The organism is Sphingomonas sp. KRR8 (genome assembly GCF_023559245.1).
Taxonomy (GTDB): domain Bacteria; phylum Pseudomonadota; class Alphaproteobacteria; order Sphingomonadales; family Sphingomonadaceae; genus Sphingomicrobium.
Map to the genome: position 1 here is coordinate 512,005 of NZ_CP097462.1, position 26,742 is coordinate 538,746.

Below are 26,742 nucleotides of genomic sequence, written 5' to 3' on the forward strand. Positions count from 1 at the left end.
TGGCAGCGCCTGTCGCGCTGCCACCCGTTTGATCAGAAGTTGCCGCTGAGGCTGAGCGACGCCACGTGGTCGCTCTGATCCTCACCGTTGCGAATGAAAAAATACTGGTTGAGGTAGCCAGCTTCGACACTGATCTTCTTCGACACCGGAACGCTGATTCCCGCGAAGTTGCGCATCCGCTCGAATCCGGATTGCCGCTGGAAAACCGTCGTGTTGAGGTTCACGAAGGTCTCATTGCTGAGGACCAGCTTGGCCTTGCCCGCGATTGGCAACGAATAACGGGCAAAGGGGCGAAGACGCCAGCCGGTGCCGTCCAGTCCGTCACGCCAGCGCTGCTCGGCCCTGAGACGACCGGTGACCGAACCCCTCCCGATGGTGAGGAGCTTGTCGACCGTCACCTGCTCCCGGGCGCGTCGCTCGAGCACGGTGAAATGCCCGCCCGCATATTGCGGGTCATGGGTGTAGCCTGCCGCGAGGGTGAGCGTTGGAGTGACCGCATATCCCAGCAGGGTATTGCTCTCGATCTCGTACAGCCCATTGCGATTGTCGCTGAAGCGGACGACGACTTCCTGGTTCAGCCGCCACTTGCCGCCAAGCTTCACGTTGACGGCAGCGCCCGTCCACAACTGGCTGTCCTCGCGGGCGTAGGCAGTGGCTGGGCAGCCGAGTGCGGCCACGAGGGCGAGTGAAAGCAGGCGCGAAGTAGACATGGTGTCCCCTGACGAGATTTCTCAAAACCGAAACAAGAGAGTCGCTATGTCCTGATTGTTACGAGACCGTGGCGGTGAGACTAAAAGAAAGCCCGCCTGAAGCGATCCAGGTGGGCTGACTTTCTGACGAGGAATCGGGATCAGCGCTGGCGCGGACGATCCGGAATGGAGATCCGCACCGTCTCGCCGTTGCGGCCGGGGAAGCCGGTGAACATCGCTTCGATCAGGCTCGGCACCAGTCGTCCGAGGTCGTCGTTCGTCGAGCGGGCCTGCGCACGGCCGTCGAACAGCGCCTGATTAGTTGCGCGGTCGCGAATGTCCATCTCGAGCTGGCTGCGATACTCGGTGTACACGTCCACCCCACGGCCGGCCCAGAACGGGTCGTCCCACCCGTAGAAGAACGGGTCACGGTAGCCATAATAACCAAAGCGGCTGAAGTACGGTCGGCCGTAGTAGACACCCCAGTAGGGATTGAAGCGGCCAAAGCCCGCGCCGTAGCCGAAGCCACCGCTGAAGGGTTCCTCGCGGACGATCTGCTGGCCGCGATCGACGCCATAGCCGAGCTGCACGATCAGCTGTGCCTGCGCCGGGCTGGGGACCTGACGATAGCCGCGGGCTTCGAGCTGCTGCGCGGCGAGCTGCGCAAAGCGCTGGAACTCAAGGCCACCACGTGCGGCGGCGCCTATCCCCGGCACAACCGCGAAGGTCTGTCCGGCGGGAACGGGCATGGCGGAATAGCGGGTGACCTTGGTCGGCAGCACGGTGGCGCAGCCGGCCAGGCCAACGGCCGAGGCGCCCAACAGGACCGCCGCCGTCACCTTCTTCATCATGTTCATGTTCGCGAACCTCGACTCGAGAGAAACTCATAAAAAGCCAAGGGCTTATGCACCTTGCGAGTTGAACCGTCGATGAAGCGAGAAGTTTCGGCGATCAGCCGTCCGCCAGTGCAACCGGCGTGATATTACCAAGGGGCTGAGCTGCCGCCGCCTTAATGCCTCAGCCAGGCGGTCATGTAGGCCAGCGCCTCCAGTCCCGAGCCGAGGAGCAGCGCGTCAAACGCCAGGCTCAAGACCGCGACCAGGCAGGCAAACATCAGCAGCAAGCCATCGCGGTAGATGAGCGCAAGACCGAAGACGGCGATCGCTGCGGCGGGGGCGACATGAAACAAGGGGATTGGCACCGCTGCAATCAGCGCGAGCAGGAAGCAGGTAAGGCCGATTAGGCGCGTCGCCATCGCGCCGGTCAATTGCGGCAGCCGTGGGCGGAACATCCGTTCGATCTTCTGCTCCACCCACTCGACCTTGCCGACAAGCCGGGCAAGCTCTTTTCTCGAGACACCACGCCGGTCGAGCTTGGACGGAAACCAGGGCGCCGCACGTCCCATCACCATCTGCACCGCGATGATCATCAGCGGCAATGCGAAGAAGGCGCTGGTGCCTGGCGGCAGCGGCAACATGTTGATCGCGGCGAAAACCAGCAGCAGTCCGCCCCAGGCGCGGGCATCCAGCCACTCGGCGAGTTCGGTGAAGCTCAGCTTCTCTGGCGCTTCGGCGATGATCTCATGCAGCTGGCTCGACAGCGGGATTGGCGCATCGGCGTGCGGATCGTGGTGGGGCAGCACGGGTCTTGGCGCTATGCGGTCAGGCCGACGGCCGACTTGGCCCGGGCAAGCACCGGGTTCGCCACCGCATTCGCCCGGTCGGCACCCTTCGCCAGAATGCGGTCGAGTTCGTCCGGGTGCCTGCGCAGGTCGTCGAGCCGCGATCGCAAGGGCGCGATCAACCCGATCAGCGCGTCCGCCAGCGCCGGTTTGAACTTGCCGAAGCCCTGACCGCTAAAGTCAGCGAGCACCGCTTCCACGGAACGGTCCTGGATGGCCGCCATGATCCCGACAAGGTTGCGAGCCTCGGGCCGGTCAGCGAGCAGGGCAGGATCCTCGGGCAACGGCTCGGGGTCGGTCCTCGCCTTGCGGATCTTCTGTGCGATGAGGTCGTCGTCGTCGGTCAGGTTGATCCGGCTCATGTCAGACGGATCGGACTTGCTCATCTTCGCGCTGCCGTCGCGCAGCGACATCACGCGGGCCGCGGTGCCGCCACCAATGAACGGCTCGGGAACGGTGAACAGCTCGGTCCGGAAATCGGTGTTGAACTTTATGGCGATGTCGCGGGTCAGTTCGACATGCTGCTTCTGATCTTCGCCCACCGGAACGTGCGTCGGCAGATAGAGTAGGATGTCTGCCGCCTGCAGCACCGGATAGTCGAACAGCGCAACCGAGGCCCCTTCGCGATTCTTGCCCGCCTTGTCCTTCCACTGAGTCATGCGGTTGAGCCAGCCCATGCGGGCGACACCGTTGAAGATCCAGCACAGCTCGGCGTGAGCGGGGACCGCCGACTGGGCGAACAGCACGGAACGGTCAGGATCGATGCCGCTGGCGATCAGTGCCGCCGCCATCTCGCGGATATTGGCGAGGCGAACCGACGGCTCGACATAGTCCGAAAGCGAATGGAGATCGGCGAGGAAGAAGAAGCACTCTGCTTCATCCTGCATCCGCACCCAGCGAAGGATGGCGCCGAGCAGATTGCCGATGTGGAGGCCGCCGGTCGGCTGGATTCCGGAAAGGACGCGCATGGTGGGCTCGGTCATGCTTTCGATGATCGGCGGTTAAGGAGGAGCTTGACGTCACCGAGCACGAAGGCGCCGGTGACAAAGCAGGCAACCGCATAGACCGCTCCGCCCACGGCGACCAGCGTGATCAGCGCGGCATAGCGTTCAATGAGGCGGCCGTTCAGCCAGGGGTCCAGCAGCTGATCGAAAGCGAAGATCGCAAGCCCCATCAGCACCGCCGCGAGCGCCAGCCGCGGGATGCGGCGCTTCAGTTGAGCGTCGGCGATGAAGTGGCCGCGGCGGACCAGGGTGACATAAAGGAAGACGACGTTCACCGTCGAGGACAGTGCAGTGGCGAGCGGCGGTCCGACATGGCCGAAACCGAATTGCGCCAGCACCGGGATCAGGATGATGTTGGCGATGAGGTTCACCACCACCGACTGGATCGCATAACGGACCGGCGTCCGGGTATCGTGCCGCGCATAATAGCCAGGGGTCAGCACCTTCACCAGCACGTAGGACGGGAGCCCGATCGAGAAGCCGGCGAGCGCCCACGAGCAGCGAATGGTGTCGGTCTGGTCGAAATGACCGTATTGGAACAGGCCGCGCACAATTGGCTCGGCCGCTACCACCAGCGCGACCATGGCCGGAAGGGTGAGGAATAGCGCCAGCTCCATGCCGCGGTTCTGCGTGTCCATGGCCTTGGCGTCCTCGCCCGCGCTAAGCAGCCGGGAAACGGTCGGCAGCAGGATGGTGCCAAGGGCGATGCCGATCATGCCGAGAGGCAGCTGGTTCAGCCGATCCGCGTAGTAGATGTACGAGATCGAGCCCTCGCCAAGCAGGTATCCGGACAAAGCAGTCGAAACGACGAGGTTGAGCTGCACCGCACCCGCACCGACGGCTGCGGGCAGGATGAGGGTCATCAGCCGCTTGATCTCTGGGTCGACCTTCGGGAGGCGCGGGCGGAGCGACACGCCGGCGCTTCGGCAGGCGGCGTAGAGCCATGCCAGTTGCATCAGCCCGCCGATCGGTACCGCGATCGCCTGCGCGCGGGCGGTTTCCGCCGGCGTGCCGTGGAAGACGAACAGCGCCACGACCATGGCGATATTGAGCAGGATAGGCGCCGCCGCATTGACCCAGAAGCGGTCCAGGGAATTCAGGATGCCACCAAGCAGCGAGGCCAGGCAGATCAGCATCAGATAGGGGATTGTGATCCGTCCAAGCTGGACCGCGAAGGTGAACTGCTCGGGGCTGGGATGCTGCTTGTGGAAACCAAAACCGGACAGCAGATAGGTCACCGGCCAGGCTGCCAGCATCAATATGATCGTCATCGCGGCAAGGAAGGCGAACAACACGGAAAGCGAGCGCTCGGCGAAGTCGAACGCTGCGCCACGCCCGCCGCCTTCCTCGGCCAGCTTGCGATTGAACATCGGGATGAACGCCGACGCGAAGGCCCCTTCGGCGAAGAAGGCGCGGAACATGTTCGGCAGGCGAAAAGCGACCAGGAAGGCGTCCGACGCGAAGTTCGCACCGACGTAGCGGGCTTGCAGGCTGTCCCGGACGAGCGCGAGGATCCTGCTGGCCAGCGTCAGCCCGCCAATCGTGCCGGTCGCCTTGAAGAGGTTCATTGCCCTACTGGACGGTAGGCTCGCCTTGCGCGAGCGCTCCGCCCGCCTGCTCTTGTTGCTGCATCTGGGCCATGAAGGCGGCGGCAAAGTCGATCGGGTCCAGCATCAGCGGCGGGAAGCCGAGATCCTGGGTCGCCCCGGCGATGATCTGCCGCGCAAAGGGGAACAGGAGGCGGGGGCCATCGATCAGCAGGAAACCCTGAAGTGCGTCGTCAGGCACGTTGCGGATGGCGAACAGCCCGCCGTAGGAAAGGTCCACCACGAAGTGAACGCCGCTTTGGCTGCGCGCCGAGGCCTCGATCTTCAGCACCACTTCGTGCAGATCGTCGCCGGCCTTGCTGACGTTGATGTTGAACTGCACGTCGAGCTGCGGCTGCTCCTGCCACTGGAAGACCTGCGGGCTGGATGGATTCTCGACCGAGAGGTCCTTGATATATTGCGCCAGCGCCGCGACCTGCGGCTGATCGCCCGCGGCCTGCTGCGCGGCGCCGCCGTTGGTGGAGGGGGTGGTGTCCTGCTCGGCCATAAGAGGTTCAAACCTTGACATGAATTGCGGTCGGGCGGTGCCGGCAACGATGCCGGCCCGGCTGGTCAGCGCGACTAGCAGTCGGGTCGGGGCGGCGCAATGCCGCGCCGGAATGCGGCACCGGACAAAGCCGGGGCTTGGACGGATGCAGCGCAAAGCCTATGTTATGCGTTGACCCTCGCGGAACTGGACCGACCCTTGACCTCGATTATCATCCTCGCCCTTGTGGCTCTGTTCATCGGCCTGCGCCTCTACAGCGTGCTGGGCGAGCGGACGGGTCATGAGCAGCAGCTCACGCTCAAGCCCGCGGAGCAGCAGGACGCCGCCGCTCCGCCGCGGGCCGCGCCGTCGCCGCTCGCTCCGGCCAATGCTGCCGATCCCACGGGTGATGCCTTTCTTCCCACCGCCGGCCCTGGCGTTCGCGCTATCCTGGCCGCGGACAACAGTTTTGACGTGGCCCGCTTCCTTGAAGGAGCTCAGTCGGCCTACCGGATGATCCTCGAGGCGTTCTGGCGCGGTGAACTGGAGCCCGTGCGCCAGTTTGTCGACCCGGAAGTCTATGCGACCTTCACGCACGCGGTTGCCGAGCGCGAGAGCGCCGGCCACCGGCTGGACAATCGCCTCGTCGCGATCGAGCATTCGGTGATCGCCGCCGCGTCGCTCGACCGCTCGGTTGCGGTGCTGACCGTGCGCTTCGAAGCGGACATTGCCGCAGTGACCCGCGACCGTGCCGGTGAGGTGGTTGCAGGCTCGATGTCCGACGCCGTCCAGACCCGCGACAAGTGGACCTTCCGCCGCGATCTCGCCAGCCGCGATCCGAACTGGATCCTCGTCGAGACCGACGAAGAAGAGTGATCTTCCGTCCACGACTGCTGGTCGCCGCGGGCGCTGCCTTGCTCAGCGCCGCTTGCGCGACACGGCCACCGCTTCCGCCTGTAAGCTCACCGCCTGTCGTCGTGCCTGCGCCGGCGCCGACTCTGCCATTACCGCCCAGGCCGCCGCGCGCCTCGGCTACGAACGTGAGCCTTGCCTACTCTCGTCCGCTGGACCCGGCGCAAGCCGAGCGAGCCTTGGCTGCGTTCCGGTTGAGCTGCCCGCAACTTGTCCGCCGGGTCGACACGTCCGGGCTGACGACTGGCGCGGACTGGGCTCCGCTATGCAGCGAGGCGGCGCTTGTGTCCCCCGGCGGCGCCAAGTCGTTCTTCGAACAGCGTTTCGAGTGGGCCCGGATCGGCACCGATCCCGCCTTTGCGACCGGCTATTACGAGCCGGAGATCCTCGGCAGCCGAGTGCCGGCGCCGGGATATGCGACACCCATCTATCGCACGCCGCCCGACTTGGTACGCTGCACCCGCGCCGACGGCCAGACCGGGCGTGGCCGGATCCATCCGCTGACCGGCCAGTGCGTGCTCTACTTCACCCGCGCAGAGATCGAGGACGGAGCACTGGCGGGCATGGGGCTCGAGCTCGCCTTTGCCGCGGACCCGATCGAGCTGTTCTTTGTCGAGATACAAGGTTCGGGACGGCTGAGGCTGCCCGACGGCTCGGTGATGCGGATCGGCTATGATGGGCAGAACGGCCGCGACTACATCGCCATTGGCCGCCTGCTTCGCGAGCGCGGCTTGCTTCCGCCGGGCGGAGCCAACACGGACGCCATCAAGGCATGGATGCGCAGCCAGCCCGACGGTGGCCGGTCGCTGATGCGTGAGAACACCAGCTACATCTTCTTCAAGGAGCTGACCGGTCCGGGGCCACTTGGAGCATTGGGCGTGCCGGTCACGCCACGCTCGTCCGTGGCAGCCGATCCCTTGTTCATCCCGCTGGGCGCGCCGGTTTGGCTCAACCTCGATCGCACTGAGGCCAACGGTCTGTGGATTGCCCAAGATACGGGCGGAGCGATCAAGGGCGCCAACCGCGTCGACACGTTCTGGGGCGCCGGAGAGGACGCGCACGCGCTGGCTGGGGGCATGACCGGCAAGGGCGAGGCGCTGCTGCTGCTGCCGCGTGGAACCGTGTCCCGGGTCCAGGCGGCACAGGCTGCCGCAGCCGCGGGGGCGGTGGTCAGTGCGCCAGCTCGACCCTGACGAAGCGGAACTCTGGTCGCGAGTGACCGCGACGATCAGGCCCTTGAGCCGCGAGCCATTGAAGCCAGCATCTCCCGCCCCGGTCGCCGCTTCGCAGCCGGCGCCCGTTCAAGCACCGTTGCCAAAGGTGAGGGGGCGAGTCCCCCCGATGCGCACGCCGCCGCCCGTGAGCAGCGGACGCCCCACGGTGCATGGCAACCTCGACAGCCATTGGGAACGGCGGTTGCGCGGCGGGACAATCGCTGTCGACCGTACGCTCGACCTCCACGGCTACTCGTTGGACGCCGCCTGGGAGGCAATCGATCGCGTCATCGAACAGGCCATCGGAGCCGGCGACCGGGTTGTCCTGCTGGTCACGGGTCATCATCGCCCGGGTGAGCCTCCAGTCCAACGCGGCAAGATCCGCGCTGCCGTGCACGACTGGTTGGCCGTGTCTCGCCACGCCGACCGGATCGCTGCCGTCCGAAGCGCCCATCGACGGCACGGAGGCGGTGGCAGCCTTTACCTCATCCTTCGCCGCTGAGCCTTCATTCTCTCACGGTTTCTTAACGCTGCCCGTTTACGTCCCGTGGTCCGATGGGCATGCAAGACGGCACCAGGCAGAAGTTGAGCAACGTGGTCCTGTCCGCTGGGGCAGGCCTTGCGTCGTTCATCTTTACGCTATTCGCCTTCCTGTTTCTGTCCCAGGTCGACGAGAAGATCGTCGCCAGTCTCGTCGCTGGAATGTTCTGCCTGCTGGTCAGCTACATCGCGGCAGAGCGTCCCAACAGTGAAAGCGCCCGCGCACTCGCCACGCTGCGCGACCGCCTGCTGGCGGTGGAGGAAGGGGACCTGACCTCGCCTGTTCCGGCGGTCGTCGGCGAGGTTCATCCCAAGCTTGCGTCCGCGGTCGATCGCCTGTTCGCGGAGGTGCGCGCCTCGATCGAGAATGCCCATGCGCTGGGCATGTATGACCCGGTGACCTCGCTGCCGAACCGACTGAATTTCCGCGCGGAGGCCGAACGTCTGGTCAATGGAATGTCCGCGACCGGCATGGCAGCGCTGCTGTTTGTCGATCTCGACCGGTTCAAGATGGTCAATGACAGTCTTGGCCATGCGCGTGGCGACCAGCTTCTCGTGATGGTGGCCAATCGGCTCAGGGTCGTCGTGAATGGCGAGTGCAAACCGGGTGGATCGCGCGCGCTCGTCGCCCGCCTGGCGGGGGACGAGTTCACGCTGCTGTTCTCCGATGTGTCCGGAACGGCCGAAGCCGAGCGGCTTGCGCGCCGTGTCGTGCTTGCCATCGGCGAGCCTTTCGAAATGCATGGACACAGCGTCGACATCGGCGCGTCGGTCGGCGTCGCCATGTCACCGGAGCACGGCGTCGGGATCGAGGCGCTGATGCGCTCGGCCGACATCGCCATGTACCGGGCCAAGAATCGCGGTGGAAACCAGCACTGCCTGTTCAGCGATGAGCTGGCGGCGGAATACAACAGCAAGATTGCGACGGAAAAGGCGCTGACCGAAGCGGTGCAGCGGGGGGAATTCCTCCTCGCCTTGCAGCCGCAGCTCAGCCTGATGACCGGCGAGATTACGGGCGCGGAGGCGTTGCTGCGCTGGAACCATCCCACCGAAGGGATGCGCGCGCCCGGTACGTTCATCAGCATCGCCGAGCAGACGGGCATCATTGGCGAGATCGGCGACTGGGTAGTGGCGGAGGTCGCCGCGCTGGTTGCTTCTTGGAATGAAAGCGGCGCGCGCAAGAAGAGGCTCGCATTCAACGTCAGTCCGCGCCAGCTTGATCGAACCGACTTCATCACGAGGCTCCGGCAGACCTTCGCCGACGCCGGAGTTCCGCTATCGCAGATCGAGCTGGAGTTCACCGAATCAGCAGCAATGGAATGCTCGGACGCCGTGATGCGGGAGATCGCCGCATTGCGCGCGGATGGGGCAACGATCGCGCTTGATGATTTCGGAACCGGCTATTCCAACATTGCGCGCTTGCGAAACCTGCCGATCGACCGGGTCAAGCTCGATCCCTCTCTGATTGCGGAGATCGAGACCTGCGAAAAGGCTCGGGTCATCGTTCAGGCCGTGGTTCACCTCGTGAAGGGCGTCGGCTGCGAAGTGGTTGCGGAGGCGGTCGAAACCGTCGCTCAGGCGGACATTCTTCGGGCCATGGGCTGCGAGACCGTTCAGGGATTTGTTTTCGCCCAGCCGATGTTCGAAACCGAGTTCGTCGCCTGGGCGCGCGGCGGCGAGCGGGGCCTGCGCGGCGCCGCTTAGCCGACCAGCCGGGCGACGATCCGCCTGTAGATCCGGGCGAGAGACCGGATGTCCTCCACCGCCGCACTCTCGTCCAACTTGTGCATGGTCGCATTCGGCAGGCCGAAATCGAGCACTGGGCAAAGCTGGATGAGGAAGCGCCCATCCGACGTGCCGCCGCTGGTCGATAATGCCGGTGCAGCGCCGGTCTCTTCCGTAATGGCATCGGCCACGAGGTCGTAGAGCTCGCCCGGCGGCGTCAGGAAGGCTTCGCCAGAGATCCGCGCCTTCACCGTCGCTTCGGGCGCAATGCCCTTGGCGATTGCGGTGACCCGCTCGACCAGCTCGGACCCCCGCTGCAGGTTGTTGAAGCGGATGTTCAGCTGGGCGGTCGCCTCGCCCGGGATGACGTTGCTGGCCTGCGTCGGCGTTGCAAGTCCGGTGAACTCAAGATTGGAGGGCGGAAATTGCGCCGTGCCGTCGTCGAGGTGGAGCGCGTCCAGCGCCGCCACGATCCGCGCGAGCTTGCCCACGGGATTGTCCGCCTTGTGAGGATAAGCGACGTGTCCCTGAGTGCCCGGCACCGTCAGCCACATGTTGACCGATCCGCGTCGGCCGATCTTGACGGTGTCGCCAAGTCTTTGCTCGCTGGTCGGCTCGCCGATCAGGATCATGTCGGGGCGGATACCCCGCTCATTCAACCAATTGATGATCCGGGGCGTGCCGTAGGTGGCATAACCTTCCTCATCTCCGGTGATGAGAAAGGAGAGGGTGCCCCGCCGCTGCTCGACGGAAGCGACGGCGGCTACGAAAGACGCGATCGCGCTCTTCATGTCGTTGGCGCCGCGGCCGATCAGCCGGCTGTCCTCTATCCGCGCCTGGAAAGGATCGCCGCTCCAGCCTTCGCCCGGCGGGACGACGTCGAGGTGGCCGGCAAAGCCGAAATGCGGGCCGGGTCCGGCCGAACGGATGGCGACCATGTTCTCGGTCGGGCCGTCGGGCGCTTCCCCCAAAGTGAACCGGTGAACGGTAAAGCCCAGCGCCTCCAGCGCTTCCCCCAGCACGTCGAACACGGCGCCGCTTGCGGGGGTAACGGACGGCGTGGAAATGAGCTTGGCGGCGAGGTCGACCGGGTCGATAGTCAGCATGAGTTAGCCGCTAGCACAGGGGAGCCTCGATGCCGAAGCTGGACTTGAATGCGATCGAGCAGGTCAACCGTACTGGCTATCCGCCGCCGCACAACGAAGCCGTGCAGGGGCGCTGGTATCGCCGATTGGCCCCGGCCAGCGGGCTGACCGACTTCGGGGCGAGCCATGTGGTGTTGAAGCCCGGCGCCTGGTCGAGCCAGCGGCACTGGCACGACGGCGAGGACGAGTTCCTCGTGATGATCAGCGGTGAAGCCGTGCTGGTTGAGGATGACGGGCGGACCACGTTGGGCCCTGGCGATTGCGCCGCCTTTCCCAAGGGCACCGGCAACGGCCACCACCTGGTCAACGAGAGCGGACAGGACTGCGCGTTCGTGGTGGTCGGCGGCGGGACGAATACTGGCGGCGGCTACAGCGATATCGACATGATGTTCACGGCGGACGGGCGCTACACCCGCAAGGATGGCACGCCCTTCGACACGCAACGGCCGGCCTGAGGTCAGCCGCCGGTGACGGCGCTAAGCAGACCGAGAGTGGTATTGGGAACGATGCCGCAGCCGGCGGCCGCCTTGCCGACCTCGATCGGAACCCGGATGTCCTGCACCTGGCTGGCGACGCGGATGAGGTCGCCAGCGTTGAGCTGGCTCGGATTGGGATCCTGCTCCCGATAGGCACGGGCCAGCCGCGCAAGGTCCTGCAGCTGTGCCAACGACAAGCGGCTTTGCAGGCGATCGCCAACGCAGCGGGCCTGATCGGGGGCGAGCCCGTAGCCGACCAGCGCATCGCTGATCCGGTCCGACGGAGTTGCACAGGCCGCGACCGTCAGCGCCGGCACGGCAAGGAAGATGAAGCGCATCAACGGGTTAACGGCCCGGAGAAGCCGAAGGTTGCGCGAATGACTAACTTTTTGCCGCAGGCTCGAACTGCTCGATGACCCAGGGCTCGTCCTGCGCCTGTTCGATCCAGCTGGTCACGTCCGGGTGCTCCAGCACTGCCTCCATGTAGCGGGCGGCAAAGGGCGGGACAGGGACGGAGTAAGTGACGAACCGCGTCACGACGGGCGCGAACATCATGTCAACGGCACACCATCGGCCGAACAGAAAATCGCCTGTACCGCCATGCCGGGCCCGGGCCTGCGCCCACAGGGTCATGATCCGGTTGATCTCGGACCGGACGCTGTCGGACAAGGGTGTCGGCCCGACATTCGTTCGAACATTCATCGGCAACTCGCGGCGCAGGTTCGCGAAGCCGGAGTGCATCTCGGCCGCCATTGATCGCGCCATGCCCCGCGCACCGACATCACTCGGCCAGAACAGGTCGCGCTCGGTCAGGTCGGCACAATATTCGATGATCGCAAGGCTGTCCCAGACAACCGTGTCGCCGTCCCAAAGCACCGGTACCTTGCCGAGAGAGGGGGCGAACTCGTCGCCTTCTCGGCGCTGCTCCCAGCTCTGGTCGTACAAGGGCACGACCAGCTCTTCGAACTCGAGCCCGGAAGCCTTGAGCGCCAGCCAGCCGCGCATGGACCAGCTGGAATAGGCACGATTGCCGATGATCAGCTTGAGCATGTCAAGCCAGCGCTGCTGCGAGAATCGCGGTCCGCAGTTCATCGACCCCGCGGCCGGTCTCGCTGCTGGTGGCGATCAGGCCGGGATGGGCTGCGGGACGCTTGCGTGCCTGATCGGCCGTGGCGGCGAAGGTCGCCTCGAGGTCGGTTGCCTTGATCTTGTCGATCTTGGTCAGGACCAGCTGGTAGCTGACCGCCGCCCCGTCGAGCATGTCCATGATGTCGTTGTCGACCGGCTTCACGCCATGCCGGCTGTCGATCAGGACGAAGGTGCGCTTCAGCACCTGGCGCCCGCGCAGATAATCGTTGATCAGAAATCGCCAGCGCTTGACCATGTCCTTGGGTGCCTCGGCAAAGCCATAGCCGGGCATGTCGCACAGGCGCAGCCGAAGCGGTTGACCGACGTCGAAGAAGTTCAGCTCCTGCGTTCGCCCCGGCGTGTTCGACGTCCGCGCCAGCGTCTTGCGGTTGCAGACTGCGTTGATCAGCGACGACTTGCCGACGTTGGATCGACCGGCCAGCGCGATCTCCGGCACGGACGGGTCAGGCAGGAATTCCAGCCCTGGCGCGGACTTCAGGAACTCGATCGGGCCAGCAAACAGCTTGCGGGCGTCCTCGGCGAGGGCGTCATCCTGCTCCATCAGCCGCTCACCACGGCCTTGGCCGCCAGCCGCTCGGTATCGTACTTGCGATACAGATATTTCTGCTGGGCGATGCCGAGGATGTTCGACACGATCCAGTAGAGCTGCAGGCCGGTCGCGAAGGGTGCCATGACGAAGGTCATGACGATCGGCATGAAGCTGAAGATCTGCTTCTGCACAGGGTCCATCGGGGCCGGGTTGAGGCGGAACTGCAGCCACATGGTGAAACCAAGCAGGATCGGCAGTACGCCCAGGTGAAGCATGCCAGGCGGATCAAACGGCAGCAGCCCGAACAGGTTGACCGGCGTCAGCGGGTCAGGCGCGGACAGGTCCTTGATCCAGCCCACAAAGGGCTGGTGCCGCATTTCGACGCTGACGGTCAGCACCTTGTAGAGCGCGTAGAACACCGGGATCTGCAGGAACATCGGCAGGCAGCCCGCGGCCGGATTGATCTTCTCGCGCTTGTAGAGGTCCATCGTCTCCTGCTGGAGGCGTGAGCGGTCGTCCTTGTGGCGCTCCTGCAGCTCCTTCATCAAGGGCTGGAGGCGGCGCATGGACGCCATGGAGCGGAACTGCTTGTCGAAGATCGGGTACATGATCCCGCGGACGATCAGCACCAGCGCGATGATCGCCAGCCCGAAGTTGCCCAGGGCGTGGAACAGCCACAGCAGCAGGTTGAAGATCGGCCGCATGAACCATTCGAACCAACCCCAGTCGATCGACTTGGAAATCTTGGTCAGGCCCTGCGTCTCGTAACGATCGAGCCATTCCTTTTCCTTGGCGCCGGCGAACAGGCGGGTCTGGCTGGTCATTGCCTGACCTGGGGCGAGAACGGTCGGGCTGAGCGCATAGTCGGCCTGGTAGGCACCCGTGGGCGCCTTGCGCAGCGTTGCGTTGATCTGGGTGTCGCCGACCGGGGCTAGGGCTGTCAGCCAATATTTGTCGGTGAAGCCGAGCCAGCCGCCGTTGGAACTGAACTGCTCGCCGTTGGCGCCAGCCTCGTCCAGCGTCTTGTAATTGATCCCGTAGTTTGCGGCCCCGTTCAGGAAAGACATCGGTCCGACATGGTGAGTCCAAGCGTCGGGATCCGCCGACTTTTCGGCCCGGCTGATCAGCCCGTAGGGACGCAGCGCCACCGGTCCGCTGCCGCCGTTGGCGACCTTCTGCGCAACGGTGAATAGATAGCCGTCATCCACCGAAACGAGCAGCTCGAATCGCTGGCCGGTCGGATTGGTCCAGCTCAGCGTCACCGGCTTATTCGGGCTGACCACCGGCGCGCTCGCCTGCCAGACGGTGTTGGCATCGGGTAGTTGAACGCCCTGACCAAGCCAGCCGAAGCTGGCGAAATAGGCACCCGGAGCACCGGCGGGCGAAAGCAGGCGGGTGGCGGACGCGTCGCGAGTTTGGGTGCCCGCATGGCGGACCAGCCTCAGGTCGTCGAAGCGCGCGCCCTTGAGGCTGATCGAGCCTTCAAGGCTGGGAGTCGCGATCCGCAGCCGCGGCACGCCGTTCAACGCCTGCGCGGCGGTAAGCGCCGGCGCGGCGGTCGGGGCGGGCGCGGTCGCTGCGGCAGCGGCGGGCGCGGGCTGACCATTGGCGGCCTTGGGCGCGGTCTGCGTCGCAGCCGGCTTGGGCTGCGGGAAGAAGCGCTCGCTGAGCGTCGTCCAGCCAATCAGCACCAGTGCTGACAGCACAACGGCGAGGATCATGTTCTTGGAATCGTTCACTTGGGTGTTGATCCTCTCGTCAGGGCACGGGGTCGTGGCCCTGCCCTCCCCAGGGGTGACAGCGCAGAATTCGCTTCAACGCGAGCCAGCTGCCTTTGGCCGCGCCATAGCGTGTCCACGCAGTAATGGCATAGGCCGAACAGCTCGGTTGATAGCGGCAGGATGGCGGAAGGATCGCCGACGGTCCCTTTTGCCAGCCCTTGGCGACCAGGATCAGCGCCCGCGCTATCATCGGCTGACCTTCGCCAGCGCCCGGCCGAGGTCCTCGCGAAGCTGTGCGAACGACCGCTCGATCCCGCTCTGGCGACCGATCATGATGTGGTCCGCGCCGGTAATTCCCGCCTGCGGCAATATCTCACGGGCAAGGGCACGGAATCGCCGCTTCATCCGATTGCGGACGACCGCGTTGCCGACCTTCTTGCTCACCGTATAGCCGACCCGCATTGCCGGCGAGCCGTCGGAGCGGTCGCGGACCAGCAGGATGAAGCCGGGCATCGGCGCACGTCGGCCAGCGTTGGCCGCAAGGAAGTCTGCGCGCCTGGATAAGGTGACTAGGCGCTCAGCTTCTTGCGGCCGCGCGCGCGGCGCGCCGCCAGGACCTTGCGGCCGCCCACCGTCGCCGACCGCGACCGGAAGCCGTGACGGCGCTTGCGGACCAGGTTGCTCGGCTGAAAGGTGCGCTTCATCGCTCATTGCCCTAGACTTGCAGATATTCTGCGTACTGAAATGAAAAGGGCCGCCGGTAAGGGCAGCCACTTGGGTTGCCGGGCCGTTACGGCAAGCGACCCCACAAGTCAACGCTTTGGCTCGCTGCCGGGCGGCGTGGCCGGTGCGAGTTCCCCCGGCGTGGGGTCGACCGGAGCGACATCAAAGCCAGTCGAGGGCAGGGGATCGTCCATCCGCTCCACCTCATGCGGCGGCGGTGCATCGGCGCGCTCGTCTGCCTTTCGCCGCGCCTCCCGCCGCAGGTGTGAGCCGCGGCGCAGACCCCAATCGGCCCAGCGACCGGCGCGCGGCTGCCACCGCTTGAAGTGGACATAGCGGCGCTTGGCCCAGTCGCTGTTGCGTAGGGTCAGCGCAAGGCCGGCGCCGAACACGAAGATGCCGCCAGGCCCCGGCAGGATGGCGACGAAGGGCGTCAGGACCATCAGCAGGATGCCAAGGATGAACAAAGAGAGCCGCGCAGGCCGGCTGTCGAAGAAGTCGCGCAAGGCTTCGCGGCTGATCATGTCCGGTGATGTAGGCAGCTAAGACAGCCGTGCAAGGTGAGGGCTTGAGCAAACCGTTGAAGCCGCGTAACCCGGTTCCGCCGAGCTAGGGGGACTGTGCGTACTGCCGTGTTGGGCCGTGAGGGCCGCCGCTGATGGTCGCGGTGGTATCCACGGTCGCCTACCTTGGACTCGAGGCGCGTGGCGTTGAGGTCCAGGTCCAGCTTTCCACCAATGTTCCGGCGTTCACGATCGTCGGATTGCCGGACAAGGCCGTGGCCGAGAGCCGCGAGCGGGTCCGTGCGGCCCTGTCCGCGATCGGGCTGGCGCTTCCGCCCAAGCGGATCACGGTCAATCTCTCGCCGGCCGACCTACCCAAGGAGGGCAGTCACTTCGATCTGCCGATCGCGCTGGGTCTGCTGGCGGCGCTCGGTGCGGCCGATGCCGAAAGCCTCGCACACTATGTCGCGGTCGGCGAATTGGGTCTGGACGGCCGAATCGCCTCCAGCCCCGGCGTGCTCCTCGCCGCCCTTCATGCCAGCGGGGAGGGCAAGGGGCTGATCTGCCCCGCCGCCCAGGGACCAGAGGCCGCGTGGGCCGGGCAGGTTGAGGTGGTCGCCGCGCCCGACCTGCTGGCTTTGCTGGCGCATCTCAAGGGCACCAGCCTGATCGCGCCGCCTCAACCCGGGGAAGCCGAGGTGGTCGGCAGCGGGCCCGACCTGTCGCAGGTCAAGGGCCAGGAAACCGCCAAGCGCGCGCTGGAGATCGCCGCCGCCGGCGGACATAATCTGCTGATGAGCGGGCCGCCAGGCTCCGGCAAGTCGCTGATGGCCGCCTGTCTCCCCGGCATCCTGCCGCCGCTCACGCCCGCCGAAGCGCTCGAAGTCTCGATGGTGCAGTCCGTCGCTGGCGGGCTCGACGGCGGCAAGATGACGCGCAGTCGGCCGTTCCGTGCCCCGCACCACAGCGCCTCGATGCCGGCGCTGGTCGGCGGAGGCCTCAAGGTCCGCCCGGGCGAGATCAGCCTGGCCCACCTCGGCGTGCTGTTCCTCGACGAATTGCCGGAGTTCCAGCGCGCCGTGCTCGACAGCCTCCGTCAGCCGCTCGAGACGGGCAATGTCAGCGTGGCGCGCGCCAACACCCACGTGACCTTCCCCGCGCGGGTCCAGCTGGTGGCGGCGATGAATCCCTGCCGCTGCGGCCATCTCGGCGAACCGGCACTCGCCTGCGCCCGGGCGCCGCGCTGCGCGGCCGACTACCAGACGCGGGTGTCGGGCCCGCTGCTCGACCGGATAGACCTTCACGTCGACGTGCAGGCGGTGAGCGCCGCCGACCTGACCCTGCCTCCACCCTGCGAAGGCAGCAGCGAAGTCGCCGCTCGCGTGGCCCATGCCAGGGCGGTGCAGACTAAGCGATTTAATGGCAGCGGGCCACGCACCAATGCCGAGGCCGACGGCGCCATTCTCGATTCGGTCGCTACGCCAGACGAACCGGGTCGCAAGCTGCTGGCCGACGCGGCGACGGTCATGCGCCTGTCGGCCCGCGGCTACCACCGCGTGCTGCGCGTCGCCCGTACGATAGCCGACTTGGCTGGAGCCGAGACGGTTGGCCGGATCCACATTGCCGAAGCGCTGAGTTACCGGCGGCGCGCTCCAACCAATTGAAAGTGTCGGACGGCCTCGCTGAACTTCATGGCATTGCTCCTGACGCCGAGCGCGGCTAGCAGGAGCGCGGGCCCCTGTGGCGGAATGGTAGACGCGATCGACTCAAAATCGATTGCCGCGAGGCGTGTCCGTTCGAGTCGGACCAGGGGCACCACCGCTTGGTTGATGGTTGAGGCAGATGGATGGCCGAACGCCAGTACCGCACCTTCGCCGAATTCTGGCCGCACTACCTGCGTGAGCACAGCAGCCGACGCACACGCGCGCTGCGCTATGCCGCAACTACGCTGGTCATCCTCATTGCGATGGTTCTGATCCTTACCGGCGACTGGCGCTGGTGGATCGCACTGCCGCTTGCCGGTTACGGCTTCGCCTGGGCGGCCCACTTCCTGGTCGAGAAGAACCGGCCGGCGATCTTCACCTATCCGCTCTGGTCCTTGTTCAGCGACTTTCGGATGTTCTTCCTTGCGCTGGCCGGCCGGCTTGGTCCGCACCTCGAGGCAGCGGGCGTGACGGGGCGCTGACGCTGGTCGCGCCCGGCCGGTTGGGTTAACGCTGGCGCCATGGAAGTTCCTGCACCGGTCGTCGATCCCGTTCCCCCGCCGCCACAGCCCGCCACGGTCCCGCACAATCCCGATGCGGTTGAATTTGTGGAAGGGCTGACGATCAAGCGCGACCGGCTGCTGGCCTCGCTGACGCTGGTAGCCAGTATCGGCCTGATCGTGGCACTGCCATTCGCCTTGCGGGGCGGGGCGGAGTTCTTCCTGCCGGTGACTGCCGCGCTGGTGATCGCGATCGCGCTGGTGCCATTGCTCGAATGGTTCGAGCGGCGCGGACTGCCATCGGCCTTGTCCGCGCTGATGTGCGTCCTGATGTTTCTGGCGGCGGCGGCCTTCGCGGTGCTGTCCATCGTCATTCCGGCCATTGACTGGGTGGCGATGGTGCCGGAGCGGATTGGCCGGGTCCGGGACGCGCTCGCGCCGGTGTTCAACCTCTACAAGAGCCTCAACCATTTCGTTGACCGCATTTTCAAGCAGCTGCCGGCCGCCAACCCTGGTGGATCGGGCAGGGTGGTCCGACTGGAAACGCCGAACTCCATGCTTGACCTGTTCACCCAGTCGGCCCCGCACGCCCTGATCCAGCTCTTCTTCGCGCTGCTGGTGATCTACTTTTTCCTGTCCTCGTGGACCGGGATGCGCAAGCAGACGATCACCGGCCGGTCGAGCTTCGAGGGAGCGTTGACCACCGCCCGAGTGATCCAGCAGGTGGTTGACGCCACCTCGACCTACATCGGCACGATCACCGCCATCAACGTCACCTTGGGAACACTGACCGCGCTCATCCTGTGGTGGATCGGCATGGATTCGCCGTTGATGTGGGGCGGCATCGTGGCGGTGCTGAACTACATCCCTTACCTTGGGCCCATCGCCGCGGCGCTTCTGTTGGGCGTCGGCGGGCTGATGACTCTGCCCGATCCGTGGACCGCGGTCCTGCCGCCGGCGATCTTCATAAGTCTCCACCTTGTGGAAGCCAACGCGATCACGCCGCTGATTGTCGGCAAGAGGGTCAAGATCAACCCACTGCTGATCCTGATTTCGCTGTCGTTCTGGGCGTGGGTGTGGGGCACAACCGGTGCGCTGCTGGCCATTCCGCTGCTGATCATCCTCAAGACCATCTTCGCCGCCGCAGGCACCCCCGACATCGCCGGCTTCCTGTTCGAGCAGGGTACGCTGACCCACGCCGGCGAGGAGGGCGAAGAAGACGACAGCTGATGCAAGTTTTCTGGCGTGACGACGGTTGACGCGCCGGGGAGCCTACCCTAGTTGGCCGCCCACACCACGCGGGTGTAGCTCAGTTGGTTAGAGCGCCGGCCTGTCACGCCGGAGGTCGCGGGTTCGAGCCCCGTCACTCGCGCCATTTCCTTTCTTCAGTGGAAATGCGCGCCGCAGCCCTCGCTGTGGTCGCGCTGAGGCGAGTTACTCGCTCGCGCCGCCCGCTGGCTTCGCCGGCACGCTTTCCGCCGTTGCCGGTGCCGGCTTTGCCGCCGCGCGGCCAAGCGGCTTCTGGCTCGCCGCACCCTCATCGCCCGTCATGCTCCATCGCATGCTCTCGGTGTCGAGCTTGAGCTCCGAGTTCGCCGCCCGCTCCCGCGCTGCGATCTCGGCCGCACGGCCGGTCGGAATCCGCATCTTGATGCGAGCCTTGCCGTTCAAGGCGCCGGCGCTGCTGACCAGATCGGCCAATTCTGGCGGCAGTTCCTGCTTGGCCGCAGCGACTTCTGCCGTGACCGCTGGCATCGCCTGGTCGCGGGCTTCGGCGGCGAGCGCGAGGCTGCGCAGGGCGCGCGGATCACCCTCACGCAGGCCGTAACGCTGGCTGAAGGCGCCCGGCTGGCCCCAGCCACCCTTCCACCGATAGAAGATGTGCGTGGCGATGGCCGCGTTCTTGCTCAGCGTCGGTGACCAGTAGGGGACGACGTAATTGGCGTGGTAATGGGTGGCCATTCCGACGGGCGCAAACACATAGCCCTGCAGTGCTGCCCGGGCGATCGCACTCGCGCGATCCCAATATTCACGCATCGGCTGCCGGTAGAGCGAGCCGTCGCAGGTGAAGCTGAACTGACAGCCCGTCGGGCGCTCCGAGCCCTGGTAGACCACGCCGCAGACCGAATTCGGGAAAGCCGGATGGCGGACTCGGTTGAGCACCACCTGAGCCACCGCCCGTTGTCCCTCCTCGGGTTCACGCGCTGCTTCGTAGTAAATGGCTTCGGTCAGGCACTCGAGTGACCGGGCGAAGGCGGTGCTGCTGCCCGGCGCGGCACGGAACGGCTGTGCCGGCGGGTTCGGACCGTCGACGATCGGCACGGCCGCATTGAGCGCGACGGCCTTGTCGGGCGCGATGTCGCGAACCTGAAAAGGGGTGAAGGTCTGCGCCTGCTTGGCAACTGCTTCGGCTGGGTTCGTGCGCTCTGCGGCAGTCGGCGTCCGTGGAATGCTGCGCGCGCTCTGCGATATCAGGCCGAAGCTGCCGAGGACGGCTACTGCAACCGCAACGCTGCCATAGGTTTCCAGTCGGCGCGGGCGGATCCAGGCTCGCGCGCGCCGCAACGACATATGCACCGTTGCCGGTGTGGAAGAGAGTGCCAGACTGTTCATGGGGGTGTGTTACTTAGGCAATTCACCTCGTGTTTTCAAGACTTGGGTCGTTCATCCCGCCAGCGGCCGGTCTCGCTCCAGCGCATGATCGGCTTCAGTGGCAGGATCCAGATCAGGCCCGCAACCACGTAGAAGAGCAGCTGTGCCAGGCCCGGCCAGCGGCCAACCACGTCAGCGAAGCTTGCGATCAAGAGAGCCCAGATGGCGATGACGCCCATGATCATGAAAATTCCGACTGTCGGTCGCGACCGTGGCTCCAGTTCCTGGTTCATGCGGTGAACTCTACCACACCATCGGGAGACGCGAACCCGTCCAAAGGAGCATCCCAAGGATCAGCAACAAGTGGCGTGTCGAGCAGCTGGAAATTCCAGCCCACGCCAATGATCCGCGTTCCCTTTGCCCGCAGGTCCGGGATCGCACGATCGTAATGACCGCCGCCTTGCCCGATGCGATTCCCATGGTGGTCGGCGCCGAGAAGGGGGACCAGGAGGAGGTCGGGCGTGACCTTCCGCGCCTGGACCGGCGGCTGAACCCCGCCGACCGGGCAGTCTTCGGCGCATGTCCCTAACCGGAAGATCATCGGGGACTCCGCCGACACGAAGGCAGGGTAGGCGGCGCTGATGCCGTGGTTCATGGCAAAGCGAAGAACGGGCTCGACACTGATCTCGCTGCCACGCGCGGAATAGCCACCGACTATCCGGGCGCTGGAAAGGAGCGGCAGCAGGACCGCAACAAGCTTGCTCTCCAGCACTGCGCGCTCGTCCGCCGACAGGCTCGCCACATGCAGGCGGCGGCGACTGCGTAGCTCCGCGCGAATCGTGGCCTTGTCGGAAGGGGAGGGTGACGGGACCATCACAAGGTCGTTACTCAGAAATCCTCTGACGCCAGTAGCATCAGGTGGGGACCATGTTTCCCGGACCAGGGTCCAGGCAGGGACAGCCCCCTCGGATCGGGAATAGCCTCAGGGATATCGAAGAGCTCGTGCCTGACAGTACCCGTCATGACCTGATCTAGGGTGTTGCGGCCGTCATCTCAAGGCTTCCCGCAAGCCGCTCGAGCCGCTCGGCCAGCGCGTCCACGCGGCGGACAATCTGCGGGTCAGGCGGCATGGTCGGCGCGGGAGCCTGCACGCCCTTCTTCTCGATGAGCTGGTCGGCGACGAGCAGTGCCGCGAGCAGGAGCTGCTTGGCCTCGCTCATCGCGCCCATGCCGGCCAGCGCTTCGCGGCTCTTGGCATCAATGAGGTCGGCCGCGGCGCGCAGATTGTCCTCTTCGCCGTCCCTGCAGGCGAGACGATAGTGGCGTCCGGCGATCTCCAGGTTCACTTCGGCCATGTCTCAGGCCTCCGCGCGCTGAATGAGTTGATCCAGTTCGGCAATCGCCTCGCGGACCCGGACGCGCAGCTGTTCCTCGCGCCGCCCGCTGCGGGCAATCGCATCGCTCGCCCGCTCGGCCCTCGCCAGCGCGCGCTCGGCGCGGGTCAGGGCCGCTTCCAGTGCCTGTTCGGTCATGGGAACGGAGCTAGGCTCATGCTTGCCGGTGGGCAAGGTTGACGCATCACCGCTCACCGCCCAAAGGAGCCGGGCTACCGGCCTGGTCGATTCCGATCTCAGGGCAGGGGACCATTACTACCCACTGGAGTGTCGATGCAGCCGACCCAGCGCCGTCTCGCCAATGCCATCCGGGCACTGGCCATGGACGCGGTCGAGGCCGCCAACTCGGGGCATCCGGGAATGCCCATGGGCATGGCCGATGCAGCCACCGCCTTGTTCACACGCCATCTCAAGTTCGATCCGCAAGACCCAAAGTGGGCGGACCGCGACCGCTTCGTGCTCTCGGCCGGCCATGGCTCGATGCTGATCTACGCGCTGCTGTATCTCACCGGTTACGAGCGGCCCACGCTCGACGACATCAAGCGTTTCCGCCAGCTGGGCAGCCCCTGCGCCGGCCATCCCGAGAACTTCGAGCTACCCGGCGTCGAGACCACCACCGGGCCGCTGGGCCAGGGCTTGGCGACGGCCGTCGGCATGGCCATCGCCGAGCGGCACCTCAACGCCATCTATGGTGACGAGGTAGTTGATCACCGCACCTACGTAATCGCCGGCGACGGCTGCCTCATGGAAGGCATCAACCATGAAGCGGTGGGGCTGGCCGGGCACCTGAAGCTCGGCCGTTTGATCGTTCTGTGGGACGATAATCGCATCACCATCGACGGCTCGACCGAGCTCAGCCGCAATGAGGACGTGGTGGCGCGGCATGTCGCATGCGGCTGGCATGTGGTCGAGTGCGACGGGATGGACGCTGGCAAGGTGTCCGCGGCTCTGGACAAGGCCAAGGCTGACCCGCGGCCGAGCCTGATCCGCTGCAAGACCATCATCGGCTACGGCGCCCCCAACAAGCAGGGCACATCCGCGACGCATGGCGCCGCACTCGGCAAGGATGAAGTCGAGGCGGCGCGCGCGGAACTGGGGTTGGCGCCTGCAGAGTTCACCATTCCCGACGACGTGCTGTCGGCCTGGCGTGAGATCGGCGGGCGCGGCGCAGCGGAGCGCTCCGCCTGGCTGCAGCGACTGGCGAATAGCGGCAAGCGCGGCGAGTTCGATGGGCGGATGAAGGCGGTGGTGTCGGATGCCTGGCTCAAGCCGTACCTGGACGGGCTCATCGCCAACCCGCCGAAGGTGGCCACCCGCAAGGCGTCAGAGATGGCGCTTGAGGCGATCAATCAAGCAACCGAGCTGACTATCGGCGGTTCGGCCGACCTGACCGGTTCCAATAACACCAAGACCCGGGCGCAGCAGCCGCTGACCGCTGAAGATTATGCCGGGCGTTACATCTACTACGGCATTCGCGAGTTCGGTATGGCGGCGGCGATGAACGGCATGGCGCTGCACGGCGGCGTAGTGCCGTATGGCGGCACCTTCCTCGTATTCTCCGACTATTGCCGTCCTGCCATCCGCGTCTCGGCTCTGCAGGGCGCCCGCGTTATTTACGTCATGACCCACGACAGCATCGGGCTTGGCGAAGATGGGCCCACCCATCAGCCCGTCGAACACCTCCAGAGCCTTCGGGTGATCCCTGGCCTGCAGGTCTACCGCCCGGCGGATGCAGTGGAGACCGCCGAGTGCTGGGCACTCGCACTTGCGGAGAACGGCCCGTCGCTGCTGGCCCTTTCTCGGCAGAACCTGCGCCCTGTTCGCATGGAAGGGGCGGACGAAAACCGTTGTTCACGGGGAGCATATCGGCTGCGCAGTGCGGGCGAGAACCGTATGGTCATCCTGTTGGCGACTGGCTCCGAGGTCGAGTTGGCGCTGGACGTCGCTGACAGGCTGGCGGATCAGGGCATCGGCGCGGATGTGGTCTCCATGCCTTCGACCACTCGCTTCGATGCGCAGCCGCCAGCTTACCGCGAGGACATCCTGCCAGACGTGTCCAACCGGCAGATCCTGCGGGTCTCCATCGAGGCCGGAACTACCATTGGCTGGGAGCGATACACCGGCTTGCACGGGCTTAGGATCGGCTTTGACGGCTTCGGCGCCTCGGCGCCGGCCCATGACCTCTATGAACATTTCGGACTGACACCGGACGCGATCACGTCGCGAATTCTGGCGCACATGGATCAAAGGGAGATGAGATGACCAAGGTTGCCATCAACGGGTTCGGCCGCATCGGCCGACTGGTCGCACGCGCGATCCTTGAGCGGCCTGATTGCGGCCTTGAACTGGTTGCGATCAACGATCTTGCCGATGCTAAGTCCAACGCCTGGTTGTTCAAGCGTGACAGTGTCCACGGCGCCTTTCCGGGCGAGGTCAGCGCCGAAGGCGACTCGCTTGTCGTCAACGGAAAGCACATCCGCGTTACTGCGGAACGCGACCCCGCGAAGCTGCCGCACCGAGAGCTCGGCGTCGAACTGGCGCTCGAGTGCACCGGCTTCTTCACCGACAAGGAAGGCGGCCAGAAGCACCTCGACGCAGGCGCCAAGCGCGTCCTGATCTCCGCTCCCGCCAAGGGCGCCGACCTGACGGTGGTCTATGGCGTCAATCACGACAAGCTGACGCCCGAGCACAAGATCGTCTCCAACGCGAGCTGCACCACCAACTGCCTCGCACCGGTCGCCAAGGTGCTGAACGACGCGATCGGGATCGAGCGCGGGCTGATGACTACCGTCCACGCCTATACCAACGACCAGAAGATCCTCGACCAAATCCACTCTGACCTGCGTCGCGCCCGTGCGGCGGCGATGAACATCATTCCGACCACCACCGGCGCCGCCCGCGCGGTGGGCGAGGTGCTGCCGGAGCTCAAGGGCAAGCTGGACGGCTCGGCCGTGCGCGTGCCCGTGCCGGACGGAAGCCTTATCGACCTGACCTTCACGCCCAAGCGACCGACCAGCGTCGAGGAAGTGAACGGCGCGCTTAAGGCAGCGAGCGAAAGCGGGCCGCTCAAGGGCGTTCTGGTCTATTCGGACGAACCGCTCGTCTCGATCGACATTGTGCATACCCCGCAGAGCTCGACAGTTGACAGCCTCGAGACTGCCGTGCTCGAGGGCACGCTGGTCCGGGTGGTCAGCTGGTACGACAATGAGTGGGGCTTCTCGAACCGCATGGTGGACACCGCCTGTGCGATGGCGAAGCTCGGCTGAGCATGCCGTTCAAGACCCTCGACGAGCTACCCCCGGATCTGACCGGCAAGCGAGTCCTCGTCCGCGTCGACCTGAATGTACCGATGCAAGACGGGGCGGTGTCGGACGCGACCCGGCTGCAGGCGTTGCTCCCGACGGTGCTCGAGTTGAGCGACCGCGGTGCAATCGTGCTTTTGCTGAGCCACTTCGGTCGGCCCAAGGGGCAGAACCGGCCGGACATGTCGACGGCGCTGCTGGTCAAGCCGCTGACGGACCTTACAGGTCGTTCGGTGCGGTTCGTCGAGGATTGCCAGGGTACGCAGGCGGAGCGGGCGATCGCGACCATGACGCCTGGCTCGATCGGCGTCTTGGAGAACACCCGCTTTCATTCGGGCGAAGAAAAAAACGACCTCGGGCTAGCGCGCGCGATGGCGGCGCTCGGAGACTATTACGTCAACGACGCTTTCTCCGCCGCCCACCGCGCACATTCCTCGACAGAAGGGCTGGCGCACCTTCTGCCGGCCTTCGCCGGGCGTGCCATGGAAGCGGAACTCAAGGCATTGCAGAAGGCACTGGGCAGCCCCGAACGACCGGTCGCGGCGGTCGTGGGCGGAGCCAAGGTTTCGACCAAGCTGGCGGTGCTTGGCCATCTGGTCAGCAAGGTCGATCACCTGATCATCGGTGGCGGGATGGCGAACACCTTCCTCGCCGCGCGCGGGATCGGAATCGGCAAGTCGCTATGCGAGCACGACCTGACCAGCGAGGCGGAGGCCATCATGGCGCGCGCCGACGAAGCGGGCTGCACGGTTCACCTGCCCTACGATGTTGTGGTCGCGAAGGAGTTCGCAGCCAATCCGCCGTCCCTGCGGACATGCAACGTCCATGAGGTCGCCGAGGACGAGATGATCCTCGACGTGGGCCCCGCCGCGGTCGAGGCGTTGGCCGATGCGCTGAAGACGTGCCGGACTTTGGTCTGGAACGGACCGCTCGGCGCGTTTGAGACGCCACCGTTCGACGCTGCCACCGTTGCGCTCGCCCGGACCGCAGCTGCAATGACTCAGGATGGCAGCCTGGTCTCTGTCGCGGGCGGCGGCGATACGGTCGCCGCGCTTAACCAGGCAGGTGTCACTAAAGATTTCACATTCGTGTCCACCGCCGGCGGCGCGTTTCTTGAATGGATGGAAGGCCGAACCCTGCCGGGGGTCGCGGCGCTTGAACGATAGG

31 protein-coding genes and 2 tRNA genes are annotated in these 26,742 nt (G+C 65.6%); 13 read left to right on the forward strand and 20 right to left on the reverse strand.

Annotation, left to right across the window (positions count from 1 at the left end):
* Nucleotides 1-32 precede the first annotated feature (32 nt).
* The 6 genes from M8312_RS02660 to secB form a co-directional block, all read right to left on the reverse strand.
* Entirely contained in the window at nt 33-710 is a 678-nt protein-coding gene (locus M8312_RS02660; protein WP_250118846.1) for a DUF2490 domain-containing protein, read from the reverse strand.
* A 140-nt stretch (nt 711-850) separates the two neighbouring features.
* Nucleotides 851-1,546, reverse strand: coding sequence for a DUF4136 domain-containing protein (locus M8312_RS02665; protein WP_250118847.1), 696 nt, complete (start codon nt 1,544-1,546; stop codon nt 851-853).
* Nucleotides 1,547-1,698: 152 nt separating this feature from the next.
* The gene (locus tag M8312_RS02670; protein WP_250118848.1) at nt 1,699-2,331 is read right to left on the reverse strand and encodes an exopolysaccharide biosynthesis protein; all 633 of its coding nucleotides are present in this window, start codon (nt 2,329-2,331) and stop codon (nt 1,699-1,701) included.
* A gap of 11 nt (nt 2,332-2,342) precedes the next feature.
* Entirely contained in the window at nt 2,343-3,338 is a 996-nt protein-coding gene (trpS, locus tag M8312_RS02675; protein ID WP_250119822.1) for a tryptophan--tRNA ligase, read from the reverse strand.
* 11 nt (nt 3,339-3,349) lie between these two features.
* The gene (gene murJ / locus M8312_RS02680; protein WP_250118849.1) at nt 3,350-4,942 is read right to left on the reverse strand and encodes a murein biosynthesis integral membrane protein MurJ; all 1,593 of its coding nucleotides are present in this window, start codon (nt 4,940-4,942) and stop codon (nt 3,350-3,352) included.
* Between the two features lie 4 nt (nt 4,943-4,946).
* Entirely contained in the window at nt 4,947-5,468 is a 522-nt protein-coding gene (gene secB / locus M8312_RS02685; RefSeq protein ID WP_250118850.1) for a protein-export chaperone SecB, read from the reverse strand.
* 198 nt (nt 5,469-5,666) lie between these two features.
* Between secB and M8312_RS02690 the strand changes: the two genes are divergently transcribed.
* From M8312_RS02690 to M8312_RS02705, 4 genes are all read left to right on the forward strand, one after another.
* Nucleotides 5,667-6,323 carry a Tim44/TimA family putative adaptor protein gene (locus tag M8312_RS02690; protein ID WP_250118851.1) on the forward strand — a complete coding sequence of 219 codons (657 nt, stop codon included), beginning with the start codon at nt 5,667-5,669 and terminating at the stop codon, nt 6,321-6,323.
* A gap of 164 nt (nt 6,324-6,487) precedes the next feature.
* Nucleotides 6,488-7,552 carry a murein transglycosylase A gene (gene mltA / locus M8312_RS02695; RefSeq protein WP_250118852.1) on the forward strand — a complete coding sequence of 355 codons (1,065 nt, stop codon included), beginning with the start codon at nt 6,488-6,490 and terminating at the stop codon, nt 7,550-7,552.
* Between the two features lie 148 nt (nt 7,553-7,700).
* Nucleotides 7,701-8,075, forward strand: a complete 375-nt coding sequence (locus M8312_RS02700; RefSeq protein WP_250118853.1) for a Smr/MutS family protein — start codon at nt 7,701-7,703, stop codon at nt 8,073-8,075.
* Nucleotides 8,076-8,134: 59 nt separating this feature from the next.
* A complete protein-coding gene (locus M8312_RS02705; RefSeq protein ID WP_250118854.1) occupies nt 8,135-9,817 on the forward strand; it encodes a putative bifunctional diguanylate cyclase/phosphodiesterase in 1,683 nt (560 codons plus the stop codon).
* Here the strand turns inward: M8312_RS02705 and dapE are convergent.
* Complete coding sequence (gene dapE / locus M8312_RS02710) at nt 9,814-10,944, reverse strand: succinyl-diaminopimelate desuccinylase (RefSeq protein ID WP_250118855.1); 1,131 nt, start codon at nt 10,942-10,944, stop codon at nt 9,814-9,816. The genes M8312_RS02705 and dapE overlap by 4 nt on opposite strands.
* 29 nt (nt 10,945-10,973) lie before the next feature.
* On the opposite strand from dapE, the gene M8312_RS02715 reads away from it, so the two are divergent.
* A complete protein-coding gene (locus tag M8312_RS02715; RefSeq protein ID WP_250118856.1) occupies nt 10,974-11,438 on the forward strand; it encodes a cupin domain-containing protein in 465 nt (154 codons plus the stop codon).
* A 2-nt stretch (nt 11,439-11,440) separates the two neighbouring features.
* Here the strand turns inward: M8312_RS02715 and M8312_RS02720 are convergent, their stop codons facing one another.
* The 8 genes from M8312_RS02720 to M8312_RS02755 form a co-directional block, all read right to left on the reverse strand.
* Entirely contained in the window at nt 11,441-11,797 is a 357-nt protein-coding gene (locus M8312_RS02720) for a hypothetical protein (protein WP_250118857.1), read from the reverse strand.
* Nucleotides 11,798-11,840: 43 nt separating this feature from the next.
* A complete protein-coding gene (locus M8312_RS02725) occupies nt 11,841-12,509 on the reverse strand; it encodes a glutathione S-transferase family protein (RefSeq protein ID WP_250118858.1) in 669 nt (222 codons plus the stop codon).
* A gap of 1 nt (nt 12,510) precedes the next feature.
* A complete protein-coding gene (gene yihA, locus M8312_RS02730; protein WP_250118859.1) occupies nt 12,511-13,149 on the reverse strand; it encodes a ribosome biogenesis GTP-binding protein YihA/YsxC in 639 nt (212 codons plus the stop codon).
* A complete protein-coding gene (gene yidC, locus M8312_RS02735; RefSeq protein WP_250118860.1) occupies nt 13,149-14,876 on the reverse strand; it encodes a membrane protein insertase YidC in 1,728 nt (575 codons plus the stop codon). Before yidC ends, yihA begins: the two co-directional genes overlap by 1 nt.
* A 19-nt stretch (nt 14,877-14,895) precedes the next feature.
* Entirely contained in the window at nt 14,896-15,108 is a 213-nt protein-coding gene (gene yidD, locus M8312_RS02740) for a membrane protein insertion efficiency factor YidD (protein ID WP_250118861.1), read from the reverse strand.
* Nucleotides 15,105-15,371: a ribonuclease P protein component gene (rnpA, locus tag M8312_RS02745; RefSeq protein ID WP_250118862.1), complete on the reverse strand. Its 267-nt coding sequence runs from the start codon at nt 15,369-15,371 to the stop codon at nt 15,105-15,107. Before rnpA ends, yidD begins: the two co-directional genes overlap by 4 nt.
* Before the next feature lie 56 nt (nt 15,372-15,427).
* Nucleotides 15,428-15,562, reverse strand: coding sequence for a 50S ribosomal protein L34 (gene rpmH, locus M8312_RS02750; RefSeq protein ID WP_029942004.1), 135 nt, complete (start codon nt 15,560-15,562; stop codon nt 15,428-15,430).
* A gap of 108 nt (nt 15,563-15,670) precedes the next feature.
* A complete protein-coding gene (locus tag M8312_RS02755; RefSeq protein ID WP_250118863.1) occupies nt 15,671-16,105 on the reverse strand; it encodes a hypothetical protein in 435 nt (144 codons plus the stop codon).
* Between the two features lie 134 nt (nt 16,106-16,239).
* Between M8312_RS02755 and M8312_RS02760 the strand changes: the two genes are divergently transcribed.
* The 5 genes from M8312_RS02760 to M8312_RS02780 all read left to right on the forward strand — a co-directional run bounded on the left by M8312_RS02760 (nt 16,240) and on the right by M8312_RS02780 (nt 19,662).
* The gene (locus tag M8312_RS02760) at nt 16,240-17,748 is read left to right on the forward strand and encodes a YifB family Mg chelatase-like AAA ATPase (protein ID WP_250118864.1); all 1,509 of its coding nucleotides are present in this window, start codon (nt 16,240-16,242) and stop codon (nt 17,746-17,748) included.
* Nucleotides 17,749-17,818: 70 nt separating this feature from the next.
* Nucleotides 17,819-17,902 (forward strand) — tRNA-Leu (locus M8312_RS02765).
* 28 nt (nt 17,903-17,930) lie between these two features.
* Nucleotides 17,931-18,269 carry an Mpo1-like protein gene (locus tag M8312_RS02770; protein ID WP_250118865.1) on the forward strand — a complete coding sequence of 113 codons (339 nt, stop codon included), beginning with the start codon at nt 17,931-17,933 and terminating at the stop codon, nt 18,267-18,269.
* Nucleotides 18,270-18,308: 39 nt separating this feature from the next.
* Nucleotides 18,309-19,517, forward strand: coding sequence for an AI-2E family transporter (locus M8312_RS02775; RefSeq protein WP_250118866.1), 1,209 nt, complete (start codon nt 18,309-18,311; stop codon nt 19,515-19,517).
* 68 nt (nt 19,518-19,585) lie between these two features.
* Nucleotides 19,586-19,662 (forward strand) — tRNA-Asp (locus M8312_RS02780).
* Between the two features lie 59 nt (nt 19,663-19,721).
* Here the strand turns inward: M8312_RS02780 and M8312_RS02785 are convergent.
* The 5 genes from M8312_RS02785 to M8312_RS02805 form a co-directional block, all read right to left on the reverse strand.
* The gene (locus tag M8312_RS02785) at nt 19,722-20,900 is read right to left on the reverse strand and encodes a cell wall hydrolase (protein WP_250118867.1); all 1,179 of its coding nucleotides are present in this window, start codon (nt 20,898-20,900) and stop codon (nt 19,722-19,724) included.
* A 35-nt stretch (nt 20,901-20,935) separates the two neighbouring features.
* Nucleotides 20,936-21,172, reverse strand: coding sequence for a DUF2842 domain-containing protein (locus M8312_RS02790; RefSeq protein ID WP_250118868.1), 237 nt, complete (start codon nt 21,170-21,172; stop codon nt 20,936-20,938).
* On the reverse strand, nt 21,169-21,753 hold the full coding sequence (locus M8312_RS02795; protein ID WP_250118869.1) for a 5-formyltetrahydrofolate cyclo-ligase: 585 nt from the start codon (nt 21,751-21,753) through the stop codon (nt 21,169-21,171). The genes M8312_RS02790 and M8312_RS02795 overlap by 4 nt, the downstream gene beginning before the upstream one ends.
* Before the next feature lie 157 nt (nt 21,754-21,910).
* On the reverse strand, nt 21,911-22,234 hold the full coding sequence (locus tag M8312_RS02800; RefSeq protein ID WP_250118870.1) for a cell division protein ZapA: 324 nt from the start codon (nt 22,232-22,234) through the stop codon (nt 21,911-21,913).
* 3 nt (nt 22,235-22,237) lie between these two features.
* The gene (locus M8312_RS02805) at nt 22,238-22,411 is read right to left on the reverse strand and encodes a hypothetical protein (RefSeq protein WP_250118871.1); all 174 of its coding nucleotides are present in this window, start codon (nt 22,409-22,411) and stop codon (nt 22,238-22,240) included.
* Between the two features lie 135 nt (nt 22,412-22,546).
* Between M8312_RS02805 and tkt the strand changes: the two genes are divergently transcribed.
* From tkt to M8312_RS02820, 3 genes are read left to right on the forward strand one after another with little or no spacing between them, the layout of a single operon-like run.
* On the forward strand, nt 22,547-24,535 hold the full coding sequence (gene tkt, locus M8312_RS02810; RefSeq protein ID WP_250118872.1) for a transketolase: 1,989 nt from the start codon (nt 22,547-22,549) through the stop codon (nt 24,533-24,535).
* Nucleotides 24,532-25,539, forward strand: coding sequence for a type I glyceraldehyde-3-phosphate dehydrogenase (gene gap / locus M8312_RS02815; RefSeq protein WP_250118873.1), 1,008 nt, complete (start codon nt 24,532-24,534; stop codon nt 25,537-25,539). Before tkt ends, gap begins: the two co-directional genes overlap by 4 nt.
* Before the next feature lie 2 nt (nt 25,540-25,541).
* Nucleotides 25,542-26,741, forward strand: a complete 1,200-nt coding sequence (locus M8312_RS02820) for a phosphoglycerate kinase (RefSeq protein WP_250118874.1) — start codon at nt 25,542-25,544, stop codon at nt 26,739-26,741.
* Nucleotide 26,742: the final 1 nt, after the last annotated feature.